The organism is Blastocatellia bacterium (assembly GCA_035275065.1).
In the GTDB taxonomy this organism is placed as follows: Bacteria; Acidobacteriota; Blastocatellia; order UBA7656; family UBA7656; genus DATENM01.
Map to the genome: position 1 here is coordinate 1 of DATENM010000028.1, position 17,843 is coordinate 17,843.

14 protein-coding genes are annotated in these 17,843 nt (G+C 61.9%); 10 read left to right on the plus strand and 4 right to left on the minus strand.

The window, feature by feature from the left end; translation table 11 throughout:
- Positions 1-312: 312 nt before the first annotated feature.
- Positions 313-3,174, plus strand: a complete 2,862-nt coding sequence (secA, locus tag VJ464_05035; GenBank protein ID HKQ04471.1) for a preprotein translocase subunit SecA — start codon at positions 313-315, stop codon at positions 3,172-3,174.
- Positions 3,175-3,203: 29 nt separating this feature from the next.
- Here the strand turns inward: secA and VJ464_05040 are convergent, their stop codons facing one another.
- A complete protein-coding gene (locus VJ464_05040; protein ID HKQ04472.1) occupies positions 3,204-3,875 on the minus strand; it encodes a response regulator transcription factor in 672 nt (223 codons plus the stop codon).
- Positions 3,862-5,601, minus strand: coding sequence for a HAMP domain-containing sensor histidine kinase (locus VJ464_05045; protein ID HKQ04473.1), 1,740 nt, complete (start codon positions 5,599-5,601; stop codon positions 3,862-3,864). The genes VJ464_05040 and VJ464_05045 overlap by 14 nt, the downstream gene beginning before the upstream one ends.
- Before the next feature lie 216 nt (positions 5,602-5,817).
- Here VJ464_05045 and VJ464_05050 point away from each other — a divergent pair, with 216 nt between their 5' ends.
- The 3 genes from VJ464_05050 (at position 5,818) to VJ464_05060 (ending at position 7,937) form a co-directional block, all read left to right on the plus strand.
- Positions 5,818-6,099, plus strand: coding sequence for a hypothetical protein (locus VJ464_05050; protein ID HKQ04474.1), 282 nt, complete (start codon positions 5,818-5,820; stop codon positions 6,097-6,099).
- A 28-nt stretch (positions 6,100-6,127) separates the two neighbouring features.
- Positions 6,128-7,126 carry an alpha/beta hydrolase gene (locus VJ464_05055; protein ID HKQ04475.1) on the plus strand — a complete coding sequence of 333 codons (999 nt, stop codon included), beginning with the start codon at positions 6,128-6,130 and terminating at the stop codon, positions 7,124-7,126.
- A gap of 121 nt (positions 7,127-7,247) precedes the next feature.
- Complete coding sequence (locus VJ464_05060) at positions 7,248-7,937, plus strand: adenylate/guanylate cyclase domain-containing protein (GenBank protein ID HKQ04476.1); 690 nt, start codon at positions 7,248-7,250, stop codon at positions 7,935-7,937.
- Positions 7,938-7,968: 31 nt separating this feature from the next.
- Here the strand turns inward: VJ464_05060 and VJ464_05065 are convergent, their stop codons facing one another.
- Both VJ464_05065 and VJ464_05070 read right to left on the minus strand, forming a co-directional pair.
- Positions 7,969-10,284 carry a protein kinase gene (locus VJ464_05065; GenBank protein HKQ04477.1) on the minus strand — a complete coding sequence of 772 codons (2,316 nt, stop codon included), beginning with the start codon at positions 10,282-10,284 and terminating at the stop codon, positions 7,969-7,971.
- A gap of 41 nt (positions 10,285-10,325) precedes the next feature.
- Positions 10,326-11,036, minus strand: a complete 711-nt coding sequence (locus VJ464_05070) for a DedA family protein (protein HKQ04478.1) — start codon at positions 11,034-11,036, stop codon at positions 10,326-10,328.
- Between the two features lie 191 nt (positions 11,037-11,227).
- On the opposite strand from VJ464_05070, the gene VJ464_05075 reads away from it, so the two are divergent.
- From VJ464_05075 to VJ464_05100, 6 genes are all read left to right on the plus strand, one after another.
- Positions 11,228-12,205, plus strand: coding sequence for an ROK family protein (locus VJ464_05075; protein ID HKQ04479.1), 978 nt, complete (start codon positions 11,228-11,230; stop codon positions 12,203-12,205).
- Between the two features lie 141 nt (positions 12,206-12,346).
- Positions 12,347-14,149 (plus strand): translation elongation factor 4, encoded by a 1,803-nt coding sequence (lepA, locus tag VJ464_05080; GenBank protein HKQ04480.1) that lies wholly within the window; start codon positions 12,347-12,349, stop codon positions 14,147-14,149.
- 6 nt (positions 14,150-14,155) lie between these two features.
- Positions 14,156-15,574, plus strand: coding sequence for a LutB/LldF family L-lactate oxidation iron-sulfur protein (locus VJ464_05085; protein HKQ04481.1), 1,419 nt, complete (start codon positions 14,156-14,158; stop codon positions 15,572-15,574).
- The gene (locus VJ464_05090; protein ID HKQ04482.1) at positions 15,574-16,269 is read left to right on the plus strand and encodes a lactate utilization protein C; all 696 of its coding nucleotides are present in this window, start codon (positions 15,574-15,576) and stop codon (positions 16,267-16,269) included. The genes VJ464_05085 and VJ464_05090 overlap by 1 nt, the downstream gene beginning before the upstream one ends.
- 9 nt (positions 16,270-16,278) lie before the next feature.
- Positions 16,279-16,734, plus strand: coding sequence for a DinB family protein (locus tag VJ464_05095; protein HKQ04483.1), 456 nt, complete (start codon positions 16,279-16,281; stop codon positions 16,732-16,734).
- A gap of 37 nt (positions 16,735-16,771) precedes the next feature.
- Positions 16,772-17,806, plus strand: coding sequence for an SIS domain-containing protein (locus tag VJ464_05100; GenBank protein HKQ04484.1), 1,035 nt, complete (start codon positions 16,772-16,774; stop codon positions 17,804-17,806).
- Positions 17,807-17,843 lie beyond the last annotated feature (37 nt).

A 17,843-nucleotide genomic window follows, 5' to 3' on the forward strand; every position in this document is an offset into this window, starting at 1 on the left:
ACGCACAGCTGTGCGCCGGGCTGACAGTCCGCCAGCGCTCCGGGGGACCGGTGTCTCCAAGCGCCTGACACCCACACCGATGACGGGCCGCGCGGCGCGTGTGCTGACGCGCGGTTTGACTCACCGTTTCGCATCCAATAAAATCTTTAGTGGTGTCGTCGATAGGTTTGAAGGCCGGCTGTGAGCATGCCTTTGATTAAAACTGAGCGTTTATCGTAAGCCTGCTGCCCAGGGCCGCCGAGCGCGCCCGAGGCCAGCAGGCTGATTGGTCTCTAGTTTTTCTGAAGAACCTGAGGCCGGGAACTAGAAAAAATGACCGCAATAGTAAACAAAGTCGCAACGAAGATTTTTGGCAGCGCCAACGAGCGATTGCTTAAACGCTTGTGGCCCATAGTCACCCAGATCAATCAGCTTGAGGCGGAGATGAAGGGTCTGAGCGACGACGACCTGCGCGCCCGCACAATAAAGTTCCGCGAGTTCGTCGACCGCCGCGTGAGCGAGGCCGACGTCGAAAGCGGCACGTTCGAAGAGCAGAAGAAGGCTCTCCGCCAGGCGGTCGACGAGGCGCTCGAAGAGATACTGGTCGAGGCATTCGCGGTCGTACGCGAGGCGTCGCGAAGGTCTACGGGCATGCGCCACTTCGACGTACAGTTGATCGGCGGCATGGTGCTGCACCGCGGGATGATCGCCGAGATGAAGACGGGCGAGGGCAAAACCCTCGTCGCCACGCTGCCCGCCTACCTGAACGCAGTCGCCGGGCGCGGCGTCCACGTCGTCACAGTCAACGACTACCTCGCCAAGCGCGACACCGAGTGGATGGGCAAGATTTACCGCTTCCTCGGGCTAACGGTCGGCTGCATACAGCACGACATGGACGATATGGAGCGCAAAGAGGCGTACAACGCTGACATAACCTACGGGACGAACAACGAGTTCGGCTTCGACTACCTGCGCGACAACATGAAGTTCGACCCTTCGGCGATGGTGCAGCGCGGCCACTACTACGCGATAGTCGACGAAGTTGACTCGATCCTCATCGACGAGGCGCGGACGCCGCTCATCATTTCGGGCGCGTCCGAAGAGTCGACCGAGAAATACTACGTCGCCAATGACTGCATAGTGCGGCTCAAGGCCGAGCAGCAGAAGCGCGTGGCCGAGATTAAAAAAGAAGACGGGGACATCGACCTCAAACAGGACCCGCGCCTGCTTTACCACGTCGACGAAAAACAGCACTCGGCCTCGCTCACCGAAGAGGGCGTGGAGGTGGCCGAACGGTTCACGGGCGTCTCTAACCTCTACGACCCCACGAACATGGAGTTGCTGCACTGCGTCGAGCAAGGGCTGAAGGCGCACACGCTTTACAACCTCGACAAGCAGTACATAGTCAAGGACGGCGAGGTGATAATCGTAGACGAGTTCACGGGCCGCGTCATGCCGGGCCGCCGGTGGTCGGACGGGCTCCATCAGGCCGTCGAGGCGAAAGAGGGCGTGAAGATCGAGGCAGAGAACCAGACGCTCGCCACCATCACGCTTCAGAATTATTTCCGCATGTACGCCAAGCTCGCCGGGATGACGGGTACTGCCGAGACGGAGGCTTCCGAGTTCGCCAACATTTATAAGCTCGACGTGGCGGTCGTCCCCACGAACAGGGATATGGTCCGCAAAGACCACTCCGACGTTATCTACCGGACCGCGCAAGAGAAGTACGAGGCGGTCGTGCAGGAGATCAAGGAGCTTCACCAGAAGGGCCAGCCCGTACTGGTCGGCACCGTGTCGGTCGAAAACTCCGAGATGATCTCCGCCCAGCTCAAGAAGATGCGCGTGCCGCACAACGTCTTAAACGCCAAGCCCGAGCACGCCGGGCGCGAGGCCGACATCGTCGCCCAGGCGGGGCGCAAGGGCCAGGTCACCATAGCGACGAACATGGCCGGCCGCGGCACGGACATACTGCTCGGCGGCAACCCCGAGTTCCTTGCGCGCCAGTACCTGAAAGAGAAAGAGGTCAACCCGGAGGAGGCGACCGAGCAGCAGTGGGAGCAGGCCATCGAGCGAGCGCGCAAGATCACGGACGCGGAGCACGAAGAGGTAGTATCCTTGGGCGGGCTTCACATACTCGGGACCGAGCGCCATGAATCCCGGCGTATAGACAACCAGCTCCGCGGGCGCTCGGGCCGTCAGGGCGACCCCGGCTCGTCACGATTTTATCTTTCTCTTGAGGACGACCTGATGCGCATATTCGGGGGCGAGCGCATCAAGGGGCTTATGCTCAAGCTCGGGATGGAAGAAGGGGTGCCCATCGAATCCAGGCTGGTCTCTAAGCGGATCGAGGGGGCGCAGAAGTCCGTCGAAGGCCACAACTTTTCGATACGCAAACACCTGCTTGAGTACGACGACGTGATGAACAAGCAGCGCGAGGCGATCTACACCATCCGCCGCCAGTTGCTGACCGGCTACTATGGTGAGACCCCGGAACAACAGAGCCAATCGCAGCGCGAAGACATTCTCGGCCGCGCCGAAGACTTGCTCGACGATTTGATCGGACAGTATATGCCGCGCGAGCAAGCGCCGCACGAATGGGACATCACCGGCTTCAAAGAAGAGCTGCGCAAGGTCTTCGACTTCGAGGTCGATCAGGAGCACATACGGCTTGAAGAGTTGAGCCCCGAAGGGGCGCAGGAGAAGCTCTGGCAGCGGCTCGAAGCCCGCTATGCCGAGAAGGAAGTGCAGATCGGCGTCGAGGCGATGCGCAACCTTGAGCGTTACATCATGCTCAACATCGTTGACGCGCAGTGGAAGGATCACCTGCTGGCGCTCGACCACTTGAAGGAAGGCATACACCTGCGCGGCTACGGCCAGAAAGACCCGCTGGTCGAATACAAGCGCGAGTCATTCGGCCTGTTCCAGGCGATGCTCAACCGCATAGACACGGAAACCGTGCGCTACCTGTTTAACTTTCAAGTCCAGGTGACCGCCCCGGTCGAGCAGCAACTCCTGGAGCGCCGCCGCCGCCAGCGCCGCGGCCGTGTGGCGTTCACCAAAGCCAACGAGACGGCGTTTGCGGGCGGCGAAGAAGAGGTCGCCAAGCCGATGCGCCACAAAGGCCCGCGCGTCGGGCGCAACGAGCTATGCACCTGCGGCAGCGGCAAGAAGTACAAGAAGTGCTGCGGCGCATAGCCCCCCGTAGGGCGACCGGCGGGAAGTGATTAGCCGAGGAATTTATAGCCAACGCGGTGGACGGTGATGATGTACTTGGGGTCGGCGGGCACGGCTTCGACCTTCTGCCGCAGCTTGGCGATATGATTGTCGACGGTGCGCGTGAACGGGTAATTGTCATACCCCCACACATCATCGAGCAACTGGTCGCGGGTGATCGTTTCGCCGCGATGCTGGATGAAATACTTCAACAACTCGAACTCGCGCGGCGACAGCTCAAGGGCGTTGCCGCTGCGCGTCGCTTCATAGCGCTTGAAGTTCAGCGCCACTTCTCCGAAGGTGTAGGCTTCGACCTCGGCGACCTGGCGGGTGGCGCGGCGCAACTGGGCGCGCACGCGGGCGAGCAATTCTTTAATGCTGAACGGCTTGGTGACGTAATCGTCGGCGCCCATCTCCAGGCCGATGACTTTATCGATCTCCTGGCCGCGCGCCGTCAGCATGATGACCGGCGTGTCTAATCCCTGGTTGCGCAGCTCGCGGCAGACGTCGAGGCCGCTCATCTTCGGCAGCATGATGTCGAGCAGGATGACATCGGGGCGGTCTGCGAGCGCGCGCGTCAACCCTTCGCGGCCATCGCGCGCGACCGTCACATCATAGCCTTCGTACTCGAAGTTGTCTTTCAGGCCGAGCACCATGTCGGGCTCGTCTTCAATGATTAGCACCTTCTGCAACCGGATACCCTCCGTCAAACTTCACCGTCTTTGAGGCGGCTTCGGCGCCGTTGGCCGGAATCAAAATCGTAAAGCGGCTGCCGCGCCCGGGCGCGCTCTCAAGCTGAATATTGCCCTTGTGGGCCTCGACAATGTGCTTGACCAGCGCCAGCCCCAGGCCGCTGCCCTTCGTGTCATGCACCAGGCCCGTGCTGACGCGATAGAACTTCTCGAAAATCTTTTCCTGCTCCGAGCGCGGGATGCCGATGCCGTGGTCGGCCACCTCGATGGCGACAAAGCCGTCGCGGCGGCGCAAACGCACGCTGATCTTCTTGATGTCGTCGGAATACTTCACGGCGTTGTTGACCAGATTCAACAGCGCCTGCGAGATGGCGTCGCGGTCAATGGACACGGGCGGCAGGTCCGCGGCGATGTCTGTGGTCAGCTCGAAGCCGGCGCTGGTGATCTGGTACTCGTAACTCTTCAGCACGTCTTCGGCGACTTCGGCGACGTCGGATTCAACGAACTGATATTCTTTGCGGCCCGCTTCGATCTTCGAGAAGTCGAGAATGTTGTTGATGAGCTGCGTCAGCCGCCGGCTCTCGCTGTTGATGATGCGATGGTACTCGTGCGCCTTCTCGGCGTTCTTGACGCGGCCCAGTTCGAGGGTTTCGGCAAACAAGCGGATCAAGGCGAGCGGCGTCTTCAGCTCGTGCGAGACGTTCGACACAAACGTCGACTTGGCCTCGGCCAACTTCATCTCGCGCGACGTGGCGCGCAGCGTCAGAATGATCCCCAGAATTAAGATCGATAGCAGCAGCAGGGTCAGCAGCAGGTTCTTGGTGAAGTTGTCCTTCGCCAGCTGTTCGATGGTGGTGTTCTTGTAGCCGAGCGCCAGCTTCCACTGCGGGAAGACCGGCGCGAAGCTCATCTTGATTTCGTAATCGCCCTTGTCGGCCTTGTCTGTGCGGTTGGTGAAGACCTCGTTGTTCGACTCGTCAATGATCGCCAGGGCGAGCACCGAGTCATGGTCGTCAATGTCGCAGCTGCGCAGCAGGGCGGGCATCATATCCGGCAGGTAGGTGTCGGCGACGTAGCTCGGCTTGAGCGACATGCCTGAGAAAGCGATGCAGTCTTTGGGCTCGCAGCACAGCAGCGGGCGGAAGATATACTCTTGAAACTTGCTGCCGTCTTTGTTCGGCGAATCCTGGCAACACGGGGTCTGCCAGAACAGGTAATCAGCTTTGCCATCCGGCGGGCGCGAGGCGAAGGCGCGGTTGAAGGCCTTGTAGGCGGCCAGCGCCTCCGGGCTCATCATGATGGCGGGCCAGTCGAAGCGGCGCAGCCCGCCATCGCCGTAGAACAGGCAAGAATACTCTTTCGTCCGCTCGCACAGTGAAAAGGCAAAGAGCGTTTCAATCTCCGGGTCTTCCTGCTTGATGGCGGCGAAGCGCCGTTCGAGCGCCTGCGTGTCTTTCGAATCGATCTCGGCCAGGTTGATGGCGCCGAGATTCTTGCGCGCCAGCCCTTTCAAATTCTCTTCGACCTTGCGCGACACGGTCTGCAAGGTCTGCCGCATATTCGCCTGCACAGCGACTTTGGTCTTGTCTTCGAGGTCGGCCAGCGAGCGGAACTGCATGACCGACAGCACCATCGTCGGCAGCAGCAAGGCGACGGCGGCGATGGCGATCAGCCGGGTTTTTGATGACAGATTGACTTTCGGCCACTGGCGCATCATCGAGAGTATACTACGGAAATCTCAAGAACGATGCCGCGCACGGTGTAAAAAGAAGTAAAAAGTAAAAAGGCAAAAGGCAAAAGTGCGGAGCCGGATTAAGAGATAGGCCGGACTTATCTATTTACTTCCTTAGCTAACTTTTGCCTTTTGTCTTTTTACTTTTTACTTGAAATCGGCTTATCATGCGGCGGGTAACGTCGTTCAGGGGGTAAACGAATGGGACCAGTGGGGGTCGCCAGTATCCAATCGCGGCGGATTCAGCCGGGCACCGAGAAGACGGGCGCGTACACGCCCTTGCTGCCCGGCCAGACCGTCTGCACCGCCAGGGACGAAAAGGGCAAACGCTGTCAGGCCCACGTCAAGCAGTGGCAGACGGCGCCGCCCGACGCGCTCTCAAAGGCCGCGCCCGGCAACACGCTGCACCGCTGCCAGCGCTGCTACACCATCTACGAAGGCCCGCCGCAGCAGTATCTGCACCCGACCGGCAAGAAGAAGTAGCGGGCCGCTCAACCCAAAGGTGAAACCTATGATCGCTCATCACACTCGCCGGACGCGGCAACTGCTCTTAAGCGCTCTCGTCGTGATGCTCCTCGCCGTGTGCGCCGCCGCCCGCACCGCCGACGACAAGAAAGGTCAGCCCATGATCAAGCACGACTATGCGGAAGTGAACGGCGTCCGCCTGCATTATGCGACGGCGGGCCACGGCAAGAAGCTGATCGTCTTCCTGCACGGCTTCCCGGAGTTCTGGTACGAATGGAAGAATCAGCTCCTCGAATTCGGCAAAGACTACACGGCGGTGGCCCCAGACATGCGCGGCTACAACCTGTCGGCGAAGCCCGCGGAGGTTGAACAGTATCAGGTCAAGTACCTGATCGAGGACGTGCGCGCGCTTGCTGAAAAGCTCGGCCACAAGAAGTTCATTCTGGTGGCGCACGATTGGGGCGGCGCGGTCGCCTGGGCCTACGCCATCGCCCATCCGGAGACGCTGGAAAAACTGGTCATCATCAACGCGCCGCACCCCGGCGTCTTTGCCCGCGAGCTGAAAGAGAACCCGGCGCAGCAGAAGGCGTCCGGCTACATGCTGATGTTCCGCAGCCCGCAGGCCGAGCAGACGCTGTCGGCCAACAACTATGCCACGCTGGTGCAGGTCGTTCTGGGCGAAGGCTTGAAGAACGGCACCTTCACCGAGGAAGACAAGGAAGCCTACATCGCCGCGTGGTCGCAGCCGGGGGCGCTGACGGGCGGCTTGAATTACTACCGCGCCGCCCGCGTCGGCCCGCCAACCGAAGGGCAAAAGGAGGGCGCGAGCTTTGCGACTTCCTTCCCCTCGCTCAACGTCAAGGTGCCGACGCTGGTGATCTGGGGCGAGAAGGACGCGGCGCTATTGACCGGCAACCTCGTGGGCCTCGACCAGTACGTGCCGCAACTGACGATCAAGCGCATCCCCGAAGGCTCGCACTGGGTGATTCACGAAAAGCCGCAACTGATCAACGGCTACATCCGCGAGTTCATCAACGCCAAGTAGCGATATGAGTATTCACCGCAGAGGACGCAGAGGGCGCAAAGGAGTTTTATGCCTCTGCGCCCTCTGCGTCCTCTGCGGTAAGCCACAGCCAACGACGCGCACTCAATTCGCAGCATAAGCCATGAGCGAGCAGCCGCCATCATCCGACCAGCCGCACGACGAGCCCGAGACGCGCTCGTTGCCGGCGCCCGCCGTGCCGTTTGCCAGCGGGCGCGCGTACCTCAATCAGTTGCTCTCGGAAAGGAACCAGCACGCCGAGCGCGCCGCCCAGATCGACCAGCAGATTGCCCGCACTTTCGAGCGCAAGGTGGCGATCCTGACAATGGATATGTGCGGCTTCACGCAGCTCACCATGGCCTATGGCATCATTCACTTTCTCGCCATGATTCGCCAGATGGAAGAGGTGGCGCGGCCCGCCATTCAGGGCAACGGCGGGCAGGTCATCAAGCAGGAGGCTGACGACATCTTCGCCATCTTCAATGAGCCGGCGCAGGCCCTCGAAGCGGCGCTCGACATTCTGCGCGGCTTTGCCGCCATCAACAAAGTGCTGCCGCCCGAGCGCCACCTGCACGGCAGCCTCGGCATCGGCTACGGCGACACGCTGGTCATCGGCGACGAAGACCTGTTCGGCTCGGAGATGAACGTCGCATGCAAGCTCGGCGAAGACATCGCCAGCGAGGATGAGATATTACTTACGCCCGCCGCCTACACGGCGCTGCCGGCAAATCGCTACCACTGCCGGCCGGTGCATTTCGCGCTCGGCGAGCTGGACATTCACTGCTACCGCTACGAGCAGTCGCTGTTTGGGTAACCGCTCGCGCTTCCTGCCTATCGCTTCCTATTCAGATGCCAATGCGCGCCGTCAGCTCGGCAAGTCGCGGGTCGCTGCGCAGCGGGTCAAAGACCGGGCCGACGTTGATGTAGGTGAGAAAGCCGTAATGTTCTTCGCACGCCTTTTCAAGCAAGGCGAAGGCCGCATCCAGGTCGCCTATGCCAATGTGAATCATGGCGACCAGGAAGGCCGGGATATAGTGGCACTGGGCGATGCCGGTCAGCCGATTGATGATCTCGCGGGCGCGCTCGGTTTCGCCGCTCATACCATACGCGTGGCCGAGCGCCGCCAGCGATTCCACGTCATTAGGCGCAAGCTGAAGACACCTTTCATACTCGCGCCGCGCGTCACCGAAGCGCCGCTGCGATTCGTAGACCTGGCCGAGCCGCCGGTGCGCCAGCACAAAATCCTGATCCAGCTCTAGCGCCCTGCCGAGCGTCGCCAGGGCTTCGTCATCGCGCCGCGCCAGATAATAGATCCAGCCCTTGTTTGTGATGATCGGCAGCGACAGCGGGTCGAGCTGTTCGGCGCGCTCGATTTCGGCAATGGCTTCGTCCGTGCGGCGCATCGCTGCCAGGTATAAGGCGTACCACTGGTGCGCCACCGCATAGCCGGGATTGAGATCGAGGGCGCGGCGGAATTCGCGGTCGGCCTGCGCGAAGTCCCACGAATAGCCGAAGGTGACGAAGGCCATCGAGGCGTGCGCTTCGGGCAGGCGCTCGTCGAGCTGTAACGCCTTCATCGCCGCCTCGCGCGCTTTCGGAAAGGCTTCGTCGGGCGCCAGGGCGCTGTAGCTCGCCAGGATGTTGTAAGAGTCAGCCAGGCCGGCGTAGGCCAGCGCGTAGCCTGGATCGGCGGCAATCGCCTCGTTGAAATACTCGATGCCGCGCTTGAGACTGTCCGCCGTCCGCCGGTTCCAGCAGGCGCGGCCCTTGAGATAGAGCTGATAGGCTTCGGTCTTTTCGGTGTGGCGCTTCGTCAGGCGCTTCTTCTGCGCGCTGTCGAGCCGCAGGCGGAGCTTTTCGGAGATGACGCTGGAGATATCGGCTTCGATGGCGAAGATGTCGGCCAGCGGGCGATTGTAATTTTCGCCCCACAGGTGCGAGCCGTCGCCGGTGTCGACCAGCTCGACTTTGATGATCAGCGTGTCGCCGCGGCTGAGCATGCGCCCGAGCAGCACGGCGCGCACGCCAAGCTCGCGCCCGACGCTGAGCGGATCAAGGTCGCGGCCTTTGTAACGAAAGACCGTCGAGCGCGCCATGACGCGCAGCTTGGGGATTTGCGACAGGCTGTTGATGATCGATTCGGTGATGCCGTCGGCCAGATATTCGGTTTCCGCATCAAGGCTCTCGTTGGCAAGCGGCAGGATGGCCAGCGAATCAATGGCGCGCCGCGAGCGGGTCTGCCTCCCCGTCTGGCCGCTGTAGGTTTGCGTCCGCAGGCCGGAGGTCGAAAGCGTGCCGGAATCAAGATCGCGTTTGAGGTTGCGCAGATCGATGGCCAGCTCGCGCGCCGATTGATAGCGCCGGTCGCGGTCTTTCTCCATGCATTTTCTGACCAGGCGCTCCAGCTCGGCGGGCGTGTCGGTGCTGAACTGCGCCACCGGCAATGGGTCGGTGTGCAGGATGTGATCGATGATCTCGGTGGCGGTTGTCCCTTTGAACGGCAAGCGCCCGGTGAGCATCTCGTAGAGCACCACGCCGAGCGAGAAGAGGTCGCTGCGCCCGTCGAGCTGCCGGCCCAGCGCCTGTTCGGGCGACATATAAGTGACGGTGCCGAGCACCAGGCCGGCGGCGGTCTGCTGGCCGAGCGGGGTGGTGAAATCGCCGCTGTTCGCCGTGTCGCGCAGCTCGTTCATCTTGGCCAGCCCGAAGTCGAGCACCTTCACCAGGCCGCGCGGCGTCAGGATCAGGTTGGCGCTCTTAACGTCGCGGTGAATGATCCCCAGGCCGTGCGCCTCGTCGAGCGCGTCGGCGATCTGCTCGGCAATCTCGATGACTTCGCGTGCGGGGATCGGGCCACGCTCGGTGCGCGTCTGCAAGAGCTCGCCCTCGACGTACTCCATCGCAATAAACATCGTGCCGTCATGCTCGCCGATGTCATAGATGGCGGCGATATAGGGCGAACGCAGAGCCGAAGCGGCGCGCGCTTCTTTCATAAAGCGGGCGCGGCGGTCGGGATCATACTGATAAGAGGCGGGCAGAAATTTGAGCGCCACCTGCCGGCCCAGGCGACTGTCTTCGGCGAGATAGACTTCGCCCATGCCGCCCGCGCCGAGCTTCCTGCTGATGCGATAATGAGAGATGGTTTCGGCAATCACGGCCATTCACTCCGGCAATACGGGCGGTTGAGCGTCAATGGTTTTGCTCAATCCTCGCCGGTGGTCTTTTCACGCGCCGCCGGCTTCGTCTCGGTGTCGTCCGCGTGTGACGCCGGCAGATGCACATGGGTCATCGCTTTGTGCAGAATCTCTTTGCCCTTTTCGATCATCTCTTTCTCTTCTTCAGTTTCGGCGAAAAAGGTCTTCTCTTCTTCGATCACCTGGCGCTCGAAGCGGCTGATGACGTAGACGGTGGCGATGATGATCAGCGCGATCAGCAGGATGATTTGAAAGCGGTGCAGATCGCCAATCAAAGTTTGCACGCCGGTGGCGAAGGTAAAGCCCAATCCGGCAAGCAAGCCGACCCAGACGGCGCAACTTGCTAGGGTGAGCGCCGCGAATTTCAAATAGCCGAACTGCGCCAGTCCCCAGAAGATGGCGCTCGCCGTGCGCAGCCCGTAGACGTATTTGACGATGAAGACCGACAGTACGCCGAAGCGGCTCATCAGCTTCTCGATGCGCCCGCGCGCCTTCATGAAAACTTTAAGGGTGCGGGCGCGATTGCGGAAGCGCGCGCCGATAAAGTAACTGAGCGAATCGCCGACCATGCCGCCCGCCGTGCCGACCAGCAGCGCTTCGCCGAAGCTAAACAGGCCGGCGCGCGCCAACACGCCCGCCAGCAGCAGCGTCAGGTCGCCTTCGAGCATCGTGCCGAAGAAGACCGCCCATAACCCATACTCTCTTAACAGTTCGTACATGGCTTCGCGCCGGAGCCTGTGGATTGTAGCTGAACGAGGCGAAAATTGACATCCCATTCGCGCCTTTGTTATGCTCGGTAAGCCAATTCGTTGTGCAGCTTGGGCTTCAATCACCGACCGAGTGTGTCATCCCGGGCGCGCCGTCGCCGGCCCGCGGCTGACATTCGCATCTCGACCTGGACATCTGCTTTATGACAACACTTGCGACCAACGACCCTGTCTTCATTGGCCTTGACCTCGGCGGCACGACGCTGAAGGCCGCGCTGGTTTCGGCAACCGGCGAGATTCTTCACGAAACGCGCTACGATAGCGAGCAGCAGAAGGCCGACCGGCTCTTTGCGCAGATTATCGAAGCGGCGCGCGGCTTGCGCGAGAATCCGCAGGCCGGCGGGCGAGTGGCCGGCGTCGGCCTCGGCGTCCCCGGGCTCGTCAACCGCAAGACGAATCGCATCGAAGTGCTGACGAACCTGCCTGAACTGTCTCACGTTGACCTGATCGGCGAGCTATCGGCGGCGCTCGACCTGCCGGTGGTGATGGACAACGACGCCAATGCCGCCGCCTATGCCGAATTGCAGGTCGGCGCGGCGCGCGGGCGGCGCGATGTCTTCTTCGTCACACTGGGGACGGGCATCGGCTCCGGGCTGATTATCAACGGCCAGATTTATCGCGGTGCCGCCGGGTTCGCCGGCGAATTCGGCCATATGACGATTGACCCTGAAGGCATCGAGTGCGGCTGCGGCAACATCGGCTGCCTGGAAACGATTGCCTCGGGGCCGAACATCGTGCGCCGCACGCGCGAGCGCCTGTACCGCGACCGCACCTCGTCGCTCTCAAGGCTGGCCATCCCGCGCGACCGCGAGTTTACCGCCGAAGACATCGCCCGCGCCGCTCGCGAAGGCGACGAGATGGCGCAGGTCATGATGGAGCGCACGGGCATGTTCCTGGGCATTGCGCTGGCGGCGGTCATCAACCTGCTGAACATCGAGATGGTCGTGATGGGCGGCGGCGTGATGGAGGCCGGCGATTTGATCTTGAAGCCGACGATTAAAGAAACGCGCCGGCGCGCCTTCCCGCCCTCGTTCAACAGTTGCGAGATCGTCATCGCCAAAGCCGGCCCATCCGCAGGCATGATCGGCGCGGCGTTGATGGCGCGCGACCAGGCCGCCTGATTTTAGATTTTCGATTTTGGATTGGCGGGTGTTAAGCTGAATCTTAGCGGTTAGGGAGAGATCGAATGAAACGAATTGAACTCAATCCAAAATCGCCGGTGCGAAGCGCTAAGCTATGAAAATCGAAAATCCAAAATCATAATGGCCGATCACTCGAAGGTAAGAAACTTTTCCATCATCGCGCACATCGATCACGGCAAGAGCACGCTTGCCGACCGCCTGCTCGAAACCACCGGCGCGCTCTCTGAGCGCGAGATGTCCGAACAGGTCCTTGATGCAATGGATTTGGAGCGCGAGCGCGGCATCACCATCAAAGCCCACGCCGTGCGCTTGAACTATAAAGCCAAAGACGGCCAGGAATACCTGCTCAACCTGATTGACACGCCCGGCCACGTAGACTTTTCTTACGAGGTCTCGCGCTCGCTATCGGCCTGCGAAGGCGCGCTGCTGGTGGTTGACGCCTCGCAGGGCGTCGAGGCGCAGACGCTGGCAAACACCTACCTGGCGCTCGACCACAACCTGCAACTGATTCCTGTCATCAACAAGATCGATCTGCCGGGCGCCGAGCCTGAGCGCGTGATGGAAGAGATCGATCAAAGCATCGGCCTCGAAACCGATAACGTCCTGTTGATTTCAGCCAAGCAGGGCATCGGCATCGAAGAGGTGCTCGAATCCATCGTCCGCCTGGTGCCGCCGCCGACCGGCGACCCGGCGGCGCCGCTCAAGGCGCTGATCTTCGATTCGTGGTTTGATAGCTATCGCGGCGTCGTCGTCCTGATGCGCGTCATCGACGGCCAGATTCGCACGGGCATGCGCGTGCGCTTGATGAACACAGACAAGGAGTATCAGGTGGATGCCCTCGGGGTGCTGACGCCCAAGCCGCGCGAGATTGGCGAGCTCGGCACCGGCGAAGTCGGCTTCTTCACGGCGTCGATCAAGACGGTCGCCGACGTCGAGATCGGCGACACGGTGACCGAAGCGGCGCGCCCGACGACAACGCCCTTCCCCGGCTTTAAGCGTATCAAGCCGATGGTCTTTGCCGGCCTCTACCCGGTCGAATCGAACCGTTATGAAGAGTTGCGCGATGCGCTCGACAAGCTGCGCCTGAACGATTCGTCATTTTTTTATGAGCCGGAATCATCGGCGGCGCTCGGCTTCGGCTTCCGCTGCGGCTTCCTCGGATTGCTGCACATGGAGATCGTGCAGGAGCGGCTCGAACGCGAGTTCGACCTGGAGTTGATCACGACTGCGCCGAACGTGCGCTATCGCGTGACGACGACCGCCGGCGAGACCTTCGAGATAGACAGCCCGTCGCGGCTGCCCGACCCCGGCAAGATCGAGCAGATCGAAGAGCCGATCATCCGCGCCATGATTATGACGAATGATGAATTCGTCGGGCCGCTGTTCGCGCTGTTGGAAGAGCGGCGCGGCACGCAGCTTGGGTTCGAGTACCTGACACCGAAGCGCGTGCTGCTCACGTACGAGCTGCCGCTGTCAGAGATCATGTTGGATTTTTACGACCGCTTGAAATCGCTGTCGCGCGGTTATGCGTCGTTCGATTACGAGCTGACCGGCTATCGCGAAGGCGCGCTGGTCAAGCTCGACATCATGGTCGCCGGCGAGCAGGTGGATGCGCTGTCGAGCATCGTGCATCGCGACCATGCTTACCCGCGGGGCCGGGCGCTGGTCGAGAAGATGCGCCAGTTGATCCCGCGCCAGATGTTCGAGGTAGCGATTCAGGCGGCCATCGGCAGCAAGATCATCGCCCGCGAGAGCGTCAAGGCGATGGGCAAAAACGTCCTGGCGAAATGCTACGGCGGCGACATCACGCGCAAGCGCAAGCTGCTCGAAAAGCAGAAAGAAGGCAAGAAGCGCATGAAGCGCGTCGGCAAAGTCGAAATCCCACAAGAGGCGTTTCTCGCCGTGCTCAAAGTCAATGAGTGATGCGCGATGCATCTGAAGTCGGAAAACTTCACGGCCAATGCCGAGGCGGCGGTCGCTGACCTGGCGTTGCAGAAGCGGCTGCGCGTGCTAGACACCTTCACCGTTCGGCGCGCGGCGGCTTTCGCGGAGTTACCCGAAGGCGAAGCCTTGCGCGACCGCGCCCGCGCCATCAAACAGCACACGATTAATCATCTCGACCGTTACCTCGTCGAGCTTGAACGAAACGTCGAACGCCTCGGCGGCCACGTCCACTGGGCGCGCACAGGCGACGAAGCCTGCGCCATCATTCTCGACATCGCCCGCCGCAACCGCGTGCGCTCGGTCGTCAAGAGCAAGTCTATGGCGACCGAAGAGATTCACTTGAACACGGCGCTTGGGCGCGAAGGCATCGAAGCCATCGAGACAGACCTCGGCGAATACATCGTCCAGCTTGCCGACGAGCCGCCTTCGCACATTCTCGCGCCGGCCATTCACAAATCGAAGGGCGACATCGCCGCGCTGTTCGCCGATAAGCTGCGCGCCGCGAACCTGCACGAAGCCGAAGAGATTGCCGCTGTTGCCCGCCTGCGACTGCGCGGGCGCTTTCGCGCGGCGGAGATGGGCGTGACGGGCGCGAACTTTGCCGTCGCCGAAACCGGCACCATCGTGCTGCTCGAAAACGAAGGCAATATCCGGCTCAGCACCAGCCTGCCGCGCCTGCACGTCGCCGTCGTCGGCATCGAAAAACTGATCCCGCGCTTTGCCGACCTCAGCGTCTTTCTGAAAATTCTGGCGCGCAGCGCCACAGGGCAGACCATGTCGAGCTATGTGTCATTCATCACCGGCACGCGGCGTGCCGATGAGGTGGACGGCGCAGACGAGTTCCACCTTGTGCTGTTGGACAACGGGCGCACGCGGATACTTGCGGACGAGGCGAAGCGCGAATCGCTCTACTGTCTGCGCTGCGGCGCGTGCTTGAACGTCTGTCCGGTCTATCAAAAGATTGGCGGCCACGCTTATGGCACGGTCTATCCGGGACCCATCGGCTCGATCATCACGCCGCCGCTCGTCGGGCTTGAGCGGACGAAAGACCTGCCGTTCGCCTCGACCCTGTGCGGCGCGTGCCGCGAAGTCTGCCCTGTGCGCATCAACATTCCGCACGTGCTGTTGAGCCTGCGCGGCGATTGGAGCGAAGGTAAAGGCGACAAGCGACCGCGCGGGCCGTGGCTTGAGCGCATGGCGATCAAAGCCTGGGCGTGGGCGATGCGGCATCCGCGAGTCTACAACTGGTCGTTTCGTCTGCCGGCAAAATTGCAAGGACCGCTGTTGAAGGGTGGCCGCTTTGAACGTCTGCCTCTGGCCTTTGGCAACTGGACGCGCAACCGCGATTTTCCGGCCATCGCCTCGAAGCCCTTTCGCACTCTGTGGCGCGAGATGAACAAATAATGACGGCCCGCGACGAGATTCTCTCGAAAGTCAGACAGGCGCTTGGCAATCGCCACGCGGCGCACAGCGCCGGCTTGCCCGATGACATTGTGCCCGCGCCGCCGCCGCTTGCCCCGCTTAGCGAACATGAGCGCGACACCCTGGTTGAGCAGTTCGCAGTGGCGCTGGCGCGTGTCGGCGGCGGCTTTTCGGTCGCTGCCAGCGCGCAGGAGGTTGGCGAGCAGATTGCCGGCATCGCGGCTCAGGTAAAAAGCAGAAAGGCGGTCGGCTGGCATTCGCCGTGGTTCGAGCAACTCGGGCTGATGAGCCGGCTCGCCGAGATGGATGTCGAGCTCATCACCGACCGCGAACGCCCGGATAAAGCGGCCTTCATCAACGAAGCCGCTGAAGCCGGGCTCGGCGTCACGGCGGTCGATTATGCGCTGGCCGACAGCGGCACGCTCTGCCTGCTTGCGGGCAAAACCCGGCCGCGCACGGCGTCGTTACTACCGCCGGTACACGTCGCCATCCTGCGGCCCGAGCAAATCCTTCGCGGCCTCGACGACCTATTTACGCTGCTGCCTGCCGATGATCGCTTGAGCAGCGCCGTCACCTTGATCACAGGCCCCAGCCGCACCGCCGACATCGAGCTTACGCTGGTCGTCGGGGTTCACGGCCCGCAACAGCTTCACGTCATTCTTGCAGACTGGAGCTAGTGAGGTTTTATGACCGAAGTCGAACGATTAGTCGATCAATTAAAGCGCGCCTACGAAGGCGAAGCGTGGCACGGGCCGGCGCTCAAGACGATCCTTGCCGATGTGACGGCAGAGCAGGCGGCGCGGCGGCCTCTGTCGTCGGCGCATACGATCTGGGAACTGGTGCTGCACATCTCTGCGTGGGAGAGCGCCGTCACCAGCCGGCTCGAAGGCCGATACATCAGCGACCCCGACGAAGGCGATTGGCCGGCGGTGACAGAGACGACGGACGCCGCGTGGCAGGCGACGCTCGCCAGGCTCGACGCCACCCATCATAAGCTGCGCGACACGATCCGCCATTTTGATGGCGAGCGCCTGCACAAGCGATTGGCTGAAGGCAAGGAGAGCGCCAACTACGCCATCAACGGCGTCATTCAGCACACGCTCTATCACGCCGGCCAGATCATCCTGTTGAAGAGAGCCTGAGGCGCGGCGACGAAATCTTGTGTGAAAGGAATCCGCGATGTCATTGATGCTTGACGAAATCGCCGAGCAGCCGGCGGCGCTCAGGCGCACGATTGAGCAGGAGCGCGACAAAGTCGCGCGGCTCGGCGCGCACCTCCGCGGGCGCGATATTGACCTGATCGTTCTGGTGGCGCGCGGCAGCTCGGACAATGCGGCGCTGTTCGGGCGCTACCTGTTAGAGCTGACGACCGGCATCCCCGTGTCGCTAGCTGCGCCGTCGGTCTACACGCTCTACGGCGCCAAGCTGCGGCTCAGTCGGGCGCTGGTCATCGGCGTGTCGCAATCGGGCGAAGGCGAAGACATCAACCTTGTGCTGGAAGCGGCCCGCGCCGGCGGCGCTTGCACGGTCGGCATCACCAACGAAGCCGGCTCGGCGATGGTCAATCTGGTGGATGAAACGTTGCTGATGCACGGTGGGCGCGAGCGCTCGGTTGCGGCGACCAAGACTTTCACAGGCCAGATGATGCTGTTTTACATGCTGGCGGCGGCGCTCGCCGATGCCCAGGGCGAGCTGCGCTATGAGGCCGTGCCCGATTACGTCGCCGGGGCGCTCGACCACCGCGAAGCGATTCGCCAACTGGTTGAGCGCTACGTCTTCATGGAGAACTGCGTCGTCGTCGGGCGCGGCTTGCTCTACGCCAACGCTTACGAGCTGGCGTTGAAGCTGATGGAAACCTGCTATGTCGTCGCCGAGCGCTTTTCGTCGGCGGATTTCTTTCACGGCCCGCTGGCGGTCGTCGAGCGCCACTTTCCGACCATCCTGTTTTCGCAGCCGGGGGCGACCCGGCGCGGCGTCAAGGAGTTGATCGAGCGGCTCAGTGATCTGCGCGCCGACACGCTGGTGATTAGCGATGACGAGGAGCTGGCCGGTATGGGCACGCGCAGCATACGCATGCCGGCGGAGATCGAAGAGCTGCTCGCGCCCATTCCTTACATGGTGCCGGCGCAGTTGTTCGCGGCCTTGCTTGCCGATGCCAAAGGCTTGAACCCCGACATGCCGCGCTCGCTGTCGAAGGTGACGCGCACGGTCTGATTCAGAGCATCGCTCAGGCAGAAGATTTCTCTGCCCG